The 13,159-nt window shown below is 63.2% G+C and carries 7 protein-coding genes; 2 read left to right on the top strand and 5 right to left on the bottom strand.

All coding sequences use genetic code 11. From position 1 onward, the window contains the following. Positions 1 to 220 precede the first annotated feature (220 nt). The 5 genes from H8S57_RS13890 to H8S57_RS13870 form a co-directional block, all read right to left on the bottom strand. Positions 221 to 730, bottom strand: coding sequence for an S-layer homology domain-containing protein (locus H8S57_RS13890; protein WP_186908632.1), 510 nt, complete (start codon positions 728 to 730; stop codon positions 221 to 223). A 106-nt stretch (positions 731 to 836) separates the two neighbouring features. Beyond that, positions 837 to 1,793, bottom strand: a complete 957-nt coding sequence (locus H8S57_RS13885; protein WP_186908631.1) for a D-2-hydroxyacid dehydrogenase — start codon at positions 1,791 to 1,793, stop codon at positions 837 to 839. Between the two features lie 162 nt (positions 1,794 to 1,955). Then, positions 1,956 to 5,384, bottom strand: coding sequence for a pyruvate carboxylase (locus H8S57_RS13880; protein ID WP_186908630.1), 3,429 nt, complete (start codon positions 5,382 to 5,384; stop codon positions 1,956 to 1,958). 872 nt (positions 5,385 to 6,256) lie between these two features. Next, on the bottom strand, positions 6,257 to 8,614 hold the full coding sequence (locus tag H8S57_RS13875) for a hypothetical protein (protein WP_186908629.1): 2,358 nt from the start codon (positions 8,612 to 8,614) through the stop codon (positions 6,257 to 6,259). Positions 8,615 to 8,630: 16 nt separating this feature from the next. Continuing rightward, positions 8,631 to 10,841, bottom strand: a complete 2,211-nt coding sequence (locus H8S57_RS13870) for an efflux RND transporter permease subunit (RefSeq protein WP_369807632.1) — start codon at positions 10,839 to 10,841, stop codon at positions 8,631 to 8,633. A 225-nt stretch (positions 10,842 to 11,066) separates the two neighbouring features. Between H8S57_RS13870 and H8S57_RS13865 the strand changes: the two genes are divergently transcribed. Then, a complete protein-coding gene (locus H8S57_RS13865; protein ID WP_186908627.1) occupies positions 11,067 to 11,780 on the top strand; it encodes a response regulator transcription factor in 714 nt (237 codons plus the stop codon). Between the two features lies 1 nt (position 11,781). After that, positions 11,782 to 13,128: a HAMP domain-containing sensor histidine kinase gene (locus H8S57_RS13860; protein ID WP_186908626.1), complete on the top strand. Its 1,347-nt coding sequence runs from the start codon at positions 11,782 to 11,784 to the stop codon at positions 13,126 to 13,128. The last annotated feature ends 31 nt before the right edge of the window (positions 13,129 to 13,159 follow it).

The raw sequence follows: 13,159 nt of genomic DNA, 5'->3' as shown, positions 1-13,159 counted from the left end.
CATTCAATCAAAAACAAAACTGACGCCTCTGGAATTGCGCCGCCAGTTTGCTGCTTGAAAATCTCATAGTCCTATATTAGGGGCGTTTTTGTGCTGTCCGCACAATCGGGGGCGGTTCAAAAAACCTCCGGCCCTTTCATTTGTCAAAAAAACGCGCAGAGGTCCCGCCCGCAGGCGCGCGGCGGGCCGCAGCTTTGCCGGCAAGGCGTTATCGGCCGCCTTAAGGGCAGGAAAGACCGGAAAAACGGATGAGGATGTTTTCCAATGCGTCCGGAGTGAGCGTGCCGCCGGGATCCAAGCGGCCGCCCGAGGACCAGTCGATGAGACCGGTATCGGCCGCCCAGTAGAGAGAATCGTCCGCCCATGGGGAGATGCCCTCATAGTCGTTGCAGGCGGCCACACCGTCGGGAAGAAAGGTGTCCCGGCCCAGACGGGCCGCATACCGGCGGAGCAGGACGGCGGTTTCCTCCCGAGTGACCGGGCGGTACGGGGAACAGCGGCCGCCGCCGGTGCCGAGAAGGATGCCCAGATCGTAGGCCCAGGCGACGGCGGTGGCGCCGTCGTCTTCCTGCGTGACATCGGAAAAGGGGCCGGCGGCATCGTAAGGGACGGACCCGCCCCAGACCCAAAGAGCACGGATCAACTGAATGCGTGTGACCGGGGACGGCTGGGCCCGGGCGGCAGGGAGCAGCAGAAGCAGGGCGGACAGCAAAACGGCGGCGCGTTTCATGGCAGGGCCTCCTTTTTGAGAAGGATACCATAAATTGGAGGATTATGCCGTCGAACCGGAGAAGGCAGCGCGCCGGGGCCGTGGAAATGCAGCGCGCGGCCCGAATTCAGCGCATCCGGTTGCGGAGGGGCTCTCCGGCGACATAGCGCTTCAGATTATCCAGGAAAAGAGCCCGGATGCGGTCCAGCGTCAGCTGCATGTGGTTGTAGCCCCCGGCAGTGTGGGGCGTGATGAGGACATTGGGCGCGTCCCAGAGCGGATGATCCGGCGGCAGAGGCTCCGGATCGGTGACGTCCAGTCCGGCCCCCAGCAGATGCCCGGCGGAGAGAAGCTCCGCCAGCGCGGCGCAGTCCACGGCGGAGCCGCGGCCCGCATTGAGCAGCACCGCACGCGGCTTCATCCGCATCAGACGGCGGCGGTCGAGCAGACGGACCGTCTCCGGGGCATGGGGCAGGGCCAGGGCCACCACATCGGCCTTGGGAAGCAGCATATCCAGCGCATCCAGCGCGTAGACCTGGTCCAATCCCTGCACATCCCGGGCGCTGCGGCACAGGCCCAAAATCCGGGACGCGCCCAGCGCCCGGGCCAGAAGGGCAAAATGGCGGCCGATGTCGCCGGCGCCGCCGATCAAGACCGTCTTGCCGTGAAGCGTGGATACGGGCCCCCGGTCGGCCCAGATGTGGGAACTCTGCTGGTCCCGGTAGGCGGGAAGATGCTTATAGAGGGCCAGCAGTATGGCCAGCATATGCTCGGATACAGCGGGACCGTAGGCCCCAGCGGCGGAGGTAAGCATGGCGCCCTCCGGCAGCACGCCGGGGGCCAGGTAGGAGTCCACCCCCGCATTCCAGCTCTGGACCCATTTAAGGTGCGAAAAGCGGCGAAGCCGGTCCGGAGGTACGAAGCCAAACAGGATCGTGGTCTGCTGGAACAATTCCGGAGCAAGGTCCCGGAGACCGCCCCGATCGTCGGTTGGAAGGAAGATGTGACGCGCTTCCGGCGCGGCGGCGCGGAACGCGTCCTGGCCGTCCGCGGGGAGGGGAAGCAGGTGGAGAATCGTTTCCATGAAAACCTCCTTATGAATGACGGAAATCGGCAGGGAGGAAAACGGCGGGGCCGGTCTGCAGGCCGGCCCCGTTTCAGGTTCATTTGAATGCAACGCCAGGCAGCGGGCCGCCGTGTGTGCAGGAGCGCGGCGTGAAAGGCGAGACAGGCGCGGGAGCAGGTCTTACCGGATGGTGATGAGCAGTTCGCCGGCCTTGACGCTGCCGCCCTCTTTGATGAGCACCTGATCCACGGTGCCCTTCATGCGGGCCACCACGGAGGTCTCCATCTTCATGGCCTCGATGACGGCCAGGACCTGATTCTCCTCCACCGGATCGCCGGGCTTGACACTGATCTTGGATACCATGCCGGGGATGGAGGCGCCCACCTGGCTTTTGTCGGAGGGGTCGGCCAGGGTGACGTGCTTCACCTGGGCTTCGGCGTTCTGGTCGGGCACTGCCACCTCCCGGCGCATGCCGTTGAGCTCGAAGTGGACGTTGCGGGTGCCGTCCTCGTTCAGGTCGCCCAGGCCCACGTATTTGATGACCAGGGTCTTGCCGTCCTCAATGTTGATCTTGTTGGTCTCGCCCAAGGCCATGCCGTTGAAGAAGACATGGCTGCCCATGCGCATGATATAGCCGTAGGCCTGACGGTGGCGGTAGAAGTCCTCCACCACCTTCGGATACAGGCACCAGGAGATGACGTTGTGGTCGTCGGCATTGGGGTAGAATTTGCGTACCTCTTCCCGGGCCTTTTCAAAGTCGATGGGCTCCAGCAGCTCGCCGGGCCGGCAGGTAATGGGCGCCTCCCCCTTGAGGACCACTTTTTGCAGATCTTCCGGGAAGCCCCAGGCGGGCTGGCCCATCATGCCCTTGAAGTAACTGACCACGGAATCGGGGAAGGTGAGGGCCTCCCCCCGCGCCACGATATTCTCGGGGGTCAGGCCGTTCTGTACCATGAAGATGGCCAGATCGCCCACCATCTTGGAGGAGGGGGTGACCTTCACGATGTCGCCCAGCATGTGGTTGACCTGGACGTACATCTCCTTGACGTCTTCGAACTGGTGGCCGAGGCCTAGGCTCTCCACCTGGCTCTTGAGGTTGGTGTACTGGCCGCCGGGCATCTCATAGCGGTAAATATCCGTGGAGGGGTTTTTGATCCCGGCCTCAAAGCTGGCGTAGCGCAGGCGCACGTCGGCCCAGTAGTCGGAGAGCTTCTGCAGCTTCCCGCTGTCCAGCCCGGTATCCCGCTCCTGCCCGTTCAGCGAGGCCACCACCGCATTCATGGAGGGCTGGCTGGTGGTGGAGGACATGGAGTCGATGGCGCAGTCCACGATGTCCACGCCGGCCTCGGCCGCCATCAGATAGGTGGCCACCTGGTTGCCGGAGGTGTCGTGGGTGTGCAGGTGGATGGGGATGCCCACCTCCTGCTTGAGGGCGGCGACCAGCCTCCTGGCCGCATAGGGCTTGAGCAGGCCGGACATATCCTTGATGCACAGCAGATGCGCGCCCCGCTGTTCCAGCTGTTTGGCCATATCCACGTAGTACTGCAGGGTGTATTTATCCCGCTTGGGGTCCAGAATATCGCCGGTGTAGCAGACGGCGGCCTCGCAGAGCTTGCCCTGCCTGAGCACCTCGTCCATGGCCACCTCCATGCCGGGCAGCCAGTTCAGAGAGTCGAAGACCCGGAACACGTCGATGCCGCCGGCGGCGGCCTCCTTGATGAAGGCGCGGATCAGGTTATCGGGATAGTTGGTGTAGCCCACGGCGTTGGCGCCCCGCAGCAGCATCTGGAAGGGGATATTCGGGATTTTCTCCCGCAGCAGCCGCAGCCGCTCCCAGGGGGACTCGTGGAGGAAGCGGTAGGCCACGTCGAAGGTGGCGCCGCCCCACATCTCCAGCGAGAAGCAGTCGTTCAGAATCTCCGCCGTGCCTTCCGCTCCCTTGAGCATGTCGCGGGTACGCACCCGGGTGGACAGCAGGGACTGATGCGCGTCGCGCATGGTGGTGTCGGTAATCAGCAGCTTTTTCTGCCCCAGCACCCAGTCGCGCACCGCCTCGGGCCCCTTTTCATCCAGCAGCTGCTTGAGGCCGGTGCACCTGGGCGGGGTATTCTCGTAGGGCGGAAAGCGCGGGATGTCCAATTGGGCCCGCTCGGCGGAGGGGTTATCCACCTGAATCTGGGCGATGTATTTGAGAATCTTGGTGGCGCGGTCCTTGCCGGTGTCGATGTCGAAGAGCTCGGGCGTCTCGTCGATGAACTTGGTGTGGCATGCCCCGGACTGAAAGGTGGGGTGGGCCAGGATATTGGTGACGAAGGGAATATTGGTCTTCACGCCCCGGACGTGCTCCTCGCTGATGGCGCGCATGGCCTTGCGGCACACGCCCTGGAAGGTATTGTCCCAGGAGGTGACCTTGACCAGCAGGCTGTCGTAGTAAGGGGAGATGACCGCGCCGGTATAGGCGTTGCCGCCGTCCAGCCGGACACCGAAGCCGCCGCCGGAGCGGTAGGCGGTGATCTTGCCGGTGTCGGGGGCGAAGTGGTTGGCCGGGTCCTCGGTGGTGACCCGGCACTGGAGGGCGTAGCCGTTGAGGTGCACCGCATCCTGGCTGGGAATGCCGATCTCGGGGGTGGAGAGGGGGAGACCCTCGGCAATGAGGATCTGGGCCCGCACCAGATCCACGCCGGTGACCATCTCGGTGACAGTGTGCTCCACCTGGATGCGGGGATTCATCTCAATGAAGTAGTGATTGCCGTTTTTGTCCACCAGGAATTCCACCGTGCCCGCGGAGACGTAGCCCACGTGCCTGGCCACCTTGACGGCGTCCGCATAGAGCTTGGCGCGGGTAGCCTCCGGCACGCTCCAGGCGGGGGCGAACTCCACCACTTTCTGATAGCGGCGCTGGAGCGAGCAGTCCCGCTCGTACAGGTGCACTACGTTGCCATGCTTGTCGCCCAGGATCTGGATCTCGATATGTTTGGGTTCCACCAGGTATTTTTCGATAAAGATATCCTCGTTGCCGAAGGCCTTTTTGGCCTCGCCCTTTACCAGATGAAAGGCGGGGATGACCTCTTCCGGCTTGTCGCAGCGCCGCATGCCGCGGCCGCCGCCGCCGCCGGCGGCCTTAAGGATGATGGGAAAGCCGTATTCCTTGGCTTTTGCCAGGGCTTCCTCGGCGTCGTTCAGCGGCTGGTCGGAACCGGGGATGGTCGGTACCCGGCAGGCCCTGGCAATGGATTTGGCCGTGAGCTTGTCACCCATCTGGGCCAGAATTTGGGAAGAGGGGCCGATAAAGGTGATGCCCGCGTCCTCGCAGGCCTTGGCAAAGTCCGCGTTTTCGGACAAAAAGCCGTAGCCGGGGTGGATGGCGTCCACATTGCGGCGCTTCGCCAGATCGATGATGCCTGGGATATCCAGATAAGCGCCCAGGGGCGATTTGTTCTCGCCGATGAGGTAGGCCTCGTCCGCCTTGGTGCGGAACAGGCTGTAGGTGTCCTCGTTGGAATACATGGCCACCGTGTGCAGACCCAGGTCGTAGCAGGCCCGGAACACGCGGATGGCGATTTCGCCGCGATTCGCAACTAGGACTTTGTTAAACTTGCATTCCGCCATGCTGTCGTATCCTTCCTTTCCTTGTCAGAGTTTCGTGTATCCCGCCGGAGCGGCGGATATAGAAGAAGCAGGTATACGCTTGCCTGCTTCACTTCCGGCAGCCGTTGCCGGAAGTGCGTTCCCGTTTTCTCTTTTCAGTTTCATTATAGCTGAGCCTACCGGTTTCTGCAATCACTTTCCTGTAAAATTGCAAATCTTGGCGGGAAGTACAGGAAGCCGCCGCTCCAAGCAGCCGCCCCTTGGGGAAAAACACAGCGCCGCATCCTTAGGCAGTGCTTCGCGCTCTTTGTTCCAGGGGGATCACTTCATGTTCTCATCCGCGGCTCATTTTTTCAGATATGCCCGCGCTTCCTCTTGCTCTGCTTACTATCAGCGAACTGAAAAGAAGGCGTATGTCCCTATATCAATGGAAAAGGGCGTGGTAAGCAATTACGAATCACCTTAGAATCACTTCCAGAGAAAGCCCGGGCCAGGTATTGTGGGGAACTGGAGCCGCCCGCGAATCTCTTGCCGTTTACGGTGAGAGCCATAAGAGCCCGAAAAAGCGGCTTCAGGACAAGGACAAGAGGCGGCGGGGAAACTACAAGCATTTTACCGACCGGGAGTGGGGCATGGCCAGAACATCACCTGGCGCTGGACAGCGGGGCGCTGGGGCTGGAGCGCTGCGCCGAGGTCGTTCTGGACTTGACAAAGGGATAACGAAAAAGAAACAGCCCAAGGGCGGCCACTCATCAAACGGAATCCATTTGGCCGGCAATGGAGCGCCTGTTTTGACGGCAGGAACAGCAGGCGCAGCCCGGTCCATTTCATCTCGGTGGCACTCTGTAGAGTCATCCCCTCCCGCCGGCAGGACGGGAGGGGATGAAAGACCCTTATTTGCGGAACAGGCCGGTGATGGCGTTCCAGAAGTCCCGGAACATGGCGGCGACGCGGCTCCAGAAGGTGCCCTGATCGGCGCTCTGCTGGGAGGGGGCCTGCTGGGACTCCTCCTCCACCTTGATCTCCTGGGTGCGCATGATGTACTGAATGCTCTGGGGATTGCCGTTCTGCTCCGAGGTGAGGGAGGCCGGGATCGCCCCGGCATCCATCAGCAGCAGGTTGTTGTCCCCGCCGGTGTGGCTGTCCCACTCGTCGTCAATGAGGTCGGTGATGGTGTCCTTGGCGCTGCGGATGGTGCCGGTCTGGTCCAGCCCGGCGGTGGAGCGGCGCAGAGCGTCGCTGAGTCCGCTGAGGGTCTGGCGGGTGCCGTCGTCCAGACTGGGGCCGCCCCGCTTCAACAGGGACTCCGCCGAGGAGAGAAAGGCGTGGGTGTTCTTCAGGGCCGCCTGAGCGGTGTCGGAGAGGGCCCTGGCGTCGGTCAGGGCCTGCTGGGCCTGGGGCTCGTAGGTGTTCAGGGTGTCGTCCAGCTTCTGCACCAGGTCCAGGGCGGCATCGGCGTTTTGGGCCACCCGGTCGGCCAGGCCGCCCAGCTCGTCCAGGTGGTCCAGCAGTCCGGCAGCGTCTCCCCCGTGGTCCTTCTGGTCCTTTAAAAGATCGGAAGCCAGCTTGGACAGGCGGGTCAGATCGTCGCTGAGGCCATCCTCGCCCAGGGCGATGGTGAGGCCCTGGAGGTCGTCCACCACGTTGGCGGTGGGCTTGGCCAGGCCGGAGACCAGGGAGTTGACCTCGCCGATCTTGTCGTTGACCCCGGGGATGGCGCTGTTGGCAGTGTCCAGCAGCTTGAGCTGCTCTTCAAAGTCGGCTTCCTGGGACATCTCCAGCAGCCTTACGGCCATCTGGGCCTCCTCGGCGGTCTTGCCGGGGCCGCCCATCTCCGGGGGGAGCATCAAAAACTGCTCAAAGGTGGTGCCCGCCGGCAGCAGTCCGGCGGCCAGCATCTGGTCGTAGGCGGCCTTTCCGGACTGAACCTCCTCCAGCTTTTTCAGGATCTGCTCCGAGGAGGTAAAGCCGCCGATGTGGATGGTCCCCACCTCAGAGACCCCCTTGGCGCCCTTCAAAGCGCTCTCCAGCTTGGCCAGACTGCTCTCCAGCTTGGCCAGAGCGTCGCTCATGTCGTCAAAGTCGCTCTCCAGGTTCCCGGCGATCTGGGTGGCCTCCTTGTTGTAGGATTCGATGCTGTCCGCCAGCTCTTTGAGCTTTTTGGCGTCGGATTGGAGGTTCTGGATGGACGTCCGGGCGGCGGAGAGCTCGGGCTTGAGGGCCACGGCGTTTTCCGTCAGGGCGGTGAGGGTGCCGGTGGTGTCGGTCAGGGCCTGAGAGGCGGTGTCCAAGTGGCCGGTCAGGGGGGCCAGGGCGCCGTTCAGGGCATCCAGCTCGGCCAGAGCGGAGTCGGCGCTGTCATAGACCTGCCCCTTGCCGCTGGAGATGGTGCCCCGGGCGGCGTTGAGCCGGTCCAGACCGCTGGCGGTGGCGCTGAGGCTGCCGCTCATGCCGTCCAGGGTGTTGAGTATTATGTCCATGCTGTCATTGATGGCGTCATAGGAGTCCTCCGCCTTTTCCTTGGCCTGCCGCAGGTCCGCGATCTGGTCGAGCTGCTGAAGGGTGGCGGGGACGGCCAGCAGCACCAGGCCGGAGAAGGAAAAGTCGTCGCTGCCCACCCGGATGGCGAAGTGCTGCTCCTCGCCGGGCATGACCATGAACAGAACGGTGCGCAGGTTGCCCACGAGCTGGACCTCAGCCCCCGGGGCCTCCAGAGAGAGAATGTCGTCGGCGTTGAAGGCAGTGGCGGCGGTGAGAACCAGGTTGTTGCGGCTGTACTCCGAGGCGCTGGGGTTGGGCAGCACGTCCAGGTCGATCTCCACCAGGCCGGTCTTGCCTGCAAGGTCCTCGGCCAGGGCCGGGGCGCCGTTGAGCTTATAGGACACCGAGAAGGTCCAGGGCAGGCTGTGGAAGGGCTGCTGGGTCTTGCCCTCGAAGTAGAACCGGGACGGGGCGTCTTCTCCCAGATCAAAGGTGACCGTGCCGTTGGACACGGTGGGGACCCGGTCGTCGGTGAGGTTGATGATGGCGTCGTAGGCGCCGTGATCGGTGAGGCTGGTGTGGCCGTTGGTCTGGTAGCTCTTGACCACGCTGGCATCCATCAGGCCGCCGTAGTAGTCCAGGGTGGCGTAATAGGACTCGTCGCAGACGGGCTCCAACGCTCCCGCGGCCAGGGCAGAGGTGCACAGCGGGGCGGCGGCCAGAACGGCGGCGAGGAGCAACGCCATGGGGCGCCGATAGGCAGTTTTCATAGGGAACGATCTCCTTTCAGTGTTTTTCAGCGGCGGCGGGGTCTTTTTCGGGGGCCTCCGGCGCAGGCTGACCGGCGGGGGCCCCCGGCAGCGTCTCGGTCCCGGCGGCCTTGGCCGCCAGAGCCTTCCGGACCTGAGGGACCTTCAGGGGCTTGGGTGTCCGCCACCAGCGGCTGGTGCGGGCAATGACGGGCTCGCAGACGGCCAGCAGGGAGGGGAGGATGAACACGCTCATCACGGCGGAGATAATGGCGCCCCGGGCCAACATCAGGCAAAGGCTGCTGATGATCTCGATTTTGGAGACGGTGCCCACGCCCAGCGTGGCGCAGAAGAGCACCAGAGCGCTGGTGAGGATGGAGTTGTCGGAGGCGGCGGCCGCCACATAGATGGCCTCTTTCCGCTCCCGCCCCTTCTGAATCTCCTCCCGGAAGCGGGTGGTCATGAGGATGGCGTAGTCCACCGTGGCGCCCAACTGGACGCAGCCGATGATGGTGGGCGCCACGAAGGGGACGACCGCGCCGGTGAAGTAGGACACGCCCTGGTTGATGAAGATGGCCAGCTCGATGGCGGCCACCAGCAGCAGCGGCACCGAGATGGACTGGAAGAGAATGGCCACGATGAGGAAGATGGCGGCCACCGAGATATAGTTGGTTATCTTGAAGTCCACGGCGGCGGTGGAGATGAGATCCTTGGTGAGAGCCGCCTCGCCGGTGATGTAGGCATTCGGATCCAGCGACTTGACAATGCCGTCGATAGCATCCAGCTGCTGGGCCACCTCATCGGAGGCGGCGGGATAGGCCGAGTTGACCATCATGAGCTGGAGGCCGTCCTTTTTGCACAAATCCTTGAGCTCTTGGGGGACAAAGAAATCTGGTACGGCGGCGCTCATGAGCTTGTCGTAGGCCAGCACTGAGGTGACGCCGGGTACGGCGTCCACCGCTTCCTCCATTTTTTTCAGGGCGTTGTGGCTCAAATCGTCCCGAAAGACGATGAAGTGGGAGGTGGCCATGTCGTAGTCGTTTTTCAGCTTGTTGGTGGCCACAATGGAGGGCAGATCCTGCGGCAGAGCCTCATCCAGCTTATAGTAGACGGCGGCATGGCTCTGGGCGTACACCGCCGGGAGGAAGAGCACAAGGAAGAGGGCTACGAAGGTCTTGCGGTGGCGGACCATAAAGCGGTTGACCCGGTCGAAGTTCAGGTTGAGAGTTCTGTGGTGGTATTTGCGGATGCCTCTGTCCAGCACCAGCAGGATGGCGGGGAGGACCAGCACCACGGTGGCCACCCCCAGTACCACGCCCTTGGCCATGACGATGCCGATGTCCTTGCCCAGCAGCAGCCGCATGGCGCACAGGGCCAGGAAGCCGGCGATGGTGGTCAGGGAGCTGCCCGACAGGGAGGTGAAGGCGGCCACGATGGCCTTGGCCATAGCGTCCCGGTTGTCGTCGTGGTTGGCCCGCTCTTCCTCATAGCGGTGGTAGAGGAAGATGGAGTAGTCCATGGTCACACCCAGCTGGAGCACGGCGGCGATGGCCTTTGTGATGTAGGAAATCTGCCCCAGAAAAATATTGGTGCCGAAGTTGTAGAGAATGGCCAGGCCAATGCTCATAAGGAAGGCCAGAGGGAGGAGCCAGGAGTCCATGGTAAGGGACATGGCGATGAAGGAGAGCGCCACGGCCAGCAGGATGTAGACGGGCAGCTCCTGATCCACCAGGTCCTTGGTGTCCTTGATGAGGACAGAGAACCCGGCCAGGAAGCAGCGCTGGTTGCAGAGACTGCGCACTTGGGAGATGGCCTGCATGGTCTGCTCCGAAGCGCCGGGCATGTCGTACTGGACGATCATCATGGTGGAGCTGCCGGAGAAGAAGGTCTCCCGCAGATCCTCGGGGATCATCTCCTGGGGGATCTGGATGCCCACCAGGGAGGATACCCACACGGCACTGCTGACGCCGGGGACCTGCTCAACGTCCCGGCGGAGCTGATTAGTGTACTCGGGGGGCATATCCTCCACGATGAGCATGGTGGTGGCCGCCATGTGGAAGGGCTCTTCCAGCAGAGCCTCGCCCTTGGAGGAGTCCAGGTCGGGGGGCAGATAGGTGAGGATGTCGTAGTTGATACGGGTGGCAACGGCCCCCAGGATGCTGGGGATCAGAAGCAGGACCGCGATCAAAACCACCAGTTTTGGCTTTCGTGTCAGCGCATGGGCAATTTTCTCAAGCAAAGCAGTCACCTTCCCAAATCGGATACCGGCGGCCGGGCCCGGCCGCCTTAAGGATTTTTCCATCTTAATGTCGTGCCGTCCAAGAGTCAACAGAACCGGGCCGATCCTTATAATTCTTAATAAACGGACAGGCTTGACAGCGCAGAGGCAAGCGGCTACTCTAATCTTAATGATTCTTCATGGTTTGGCCCGGCCCGGCTGTGGTATCATCAAAGGGAAAGGAGGCGCGGCGGGATGCAAGAGAAGATCCTTTTGGTAGACGACGACGTATCCATTCTTTTGCTGGTCTCCGACGTGCTGGAGGAGAAGGGCCTGGAGGTGACGGCCGTCCGCTCCGGGGAGGAAGCGCTCCGGCGCGTGGAGGAGGGGCGCTTCGACCTGATCTTACTGGACATTATGATGAAGGGCCTCAGCGGGTTGGAGGTGTGCCGGCAGATCCGGGGGCGGGTGGACTGCCCCATCCTGTTCCTCAGCGCCAAGGATTCGGTGAAGGACATCGTGAAGGGGCTGGACCTGGGGGCGGACGACTATCTGACCAAGCCCTTTGCCCTGGAGGAGCTGGCCGCCCGGGTGCAGGCCCATCTGCGGCGGCAGGAGCGCTCCGCCCCGGGCCGCCCCGTCGGCGGCCCCATCCAGATCGGCGCCATTCTCCTGGACCCGGAAAAGCTGACGGTGACCAAGGCGGGAGCGCCGGTGGACCTGTCCACCCGGGAACTGGAGCTTTTGACCTACCTGATGCGCCACGCCGGGGAGACCCTGTCCCGGGACCGTATCTTCCACGACGTGTGGCGGACCGACTACGGCGACGTGGGCACCGTGGCCATCAACATCAAGAACCTGCGCAGCAAGCTGGACCCGGAGTGGCGCTACATCAAGACGGTGTGGGGATCCGGCTATCGCTTTGTGACCCAGAGCTGGTTTGCGGAGGAAGAGGCAGAGAAGGGATAACATGGAGCAGAAAACCAAACGCGGGCGCTTTCCCGGCGTAGGCTGGCTGAGCGCCCATCTGTCCCGGAAGATGCTCCTGGCTCTGGTGGCGCTGGCGGTGCTGAGCTGGGCGGTGATGTGCGGGTGCTTTCTGGCCTACCTGGGACGGTATGCCGGGAATACCTACTACCAGGTGCTCTCCGGCGCGCAGGAGGATGCCCGGCAGGCCGCCACCTTCCTGGAGGGCTGCGACGGAGATTTCCGGGCGCTGGAGCGCTATTTGTCCGAGCGGGACCTCTACGGCATGGTCCGGGGCAGCGGGGAGGAACTCCTCTACGCCCGGATGCCGGAGGAGAGCCAGGCGGGCCTGGTGGCCGCCTCCGCCGTGCAGGTGGAGCTGACTGGCGGGCGGCGGGTGGAGTTGCTGCTGTGGGTACGGGCCATGCAGCGCAATGAGCTGAGCCGCTCCCTCCAGCGGGAGGCCCTGATCGGTCTGGCCGCCTTCAACGTCTGCGTGTTCCTGGTGGTGGCGGTCATCATGTACCTGGTGCTGGTGGCCCCCATCGTCCGGCTGCGCAAGACCATGCGCTGCTACTCGGAAAAGGGGGAGCGGCCCGAGCGCAGCGAGCGGCAGGACGAGGTGGGCAAGCTGCAAAACGCCTTTGCCGATCTGGCGGGGGTGCTGGAGTGCAAGGAAAAGGCCGAGCACCAGCTCATTGCCTCCATCTCCCACGACATCAAGACCCCGCTGACCTCGGTGCTGGGCTATTCCGAGCGCCTGCACTCGGCGGACCTGCCCCCGGAAAAGCAGCGGCAGTACCTGGACCGGGTTTATGAGAAGGCCCTGCGCATCAAGTCTGTGGTGGATGAGTTCGATGACTACCTGGATGTGGGTTTGCGGGACACGGCCCCTATGCGGCTGATGACGGCGGAGGAGCTGTGCCGGCGGCTGCGGGAGGAGTACGAGGACGAGCTCTCCGACGCCGGGGTGACGTTTCAAGTGGACTGCCAGTGTCCCCAGGAACAGGTCATCTGCAACTGGGAGCACATGCGCCGGTTTTTGGGAAATTTAATCGGGAACAGCTTTCAGCACGCGGAAACCGGCCATCTGGAGCTGCGGCTCCAGTGCCGGAAGGAGGAAGAGGAGCTGGTGCTGCGGTTCCAGGACAACGGCAGGGGCGTGGCGCCCGCGCTGCTCCAGCAGATCTTCGAGCCGTTGTATACCTCCGACCCGGGGCGGAAGGTCTCCGGCCTGGGATTGTCCATTTGCAAGAGCATCATCCGGGCCCACGGCGGCAGCATCAGCGCCGAAAATGTCCCCGCCGGCGGGCTGCTCATCCGAGCCAGCCTACCCTGCGTGAAGGTTTGAAGATAAAAAGACGCCTCTTGACCCGCAGGCC

The organism is Lawsonibacter hominis (genome assembly GCF_014287895.1).
Taxonomy (GTDB): Bacteria; Bacillota; Clostridia; order Oscillospirales; family Oscillospiraceae; genus Lawsonibacter_A; species Lawsonibacter_A hominis.
The sequence above is the reverse complement of the archived record's forward strand: the minus strand, read 5'-3'. Positions and strand labels throughout refer to the sequence as shown.

Bases quoted from the DNA above. Each gene is read 5' to 3' on its own strand.
- H8S57_RS13890 (WP_186908632.1), bottom strand. From the start codon at position 730: ATGAAACGCGCCGCCGTTTTGCTGTCCGCCCTGCTTCTGCTGCTCCCT.
- H8S57_RS13885 (WP_186908631.1), bottom strand. From the start codon at position 1,793: ATGGAAACGATTCTCCACCTGCTTCCCCTCCCCGCGGACGGCCAGGAC.
- H8S57_RS13880 (WP_186908630.1), bottom strand. From the start codon at position 5,384: ATGGCGGAATGCAAGTTTAACAAAGTCCTAGTTGCGAATCGCGGCGAA.
- H8S57_RS13875 (WP_186908629.1), bottom strand. From the start codon at position 8,614: ATGAAAACTGCCTATCGGCGCCCCATGGCGTTGCTCCTCGCCGCCGTT.
- H8S57_RS13865 (WP_186908627.1), top strand. From the start codon at position 11,067: ATGCAAGAGAAGATCCTTTTGGTAGACGACGACGTATCCATTCTTTTG.
- H8S57_RS13860 (WP_186908626.1), top strand. From the start codon at position 11,782: ATGGAGCAGAAAACCAAACGCGGGCGCTTTCCCGGCGTAGGCTGGCTG.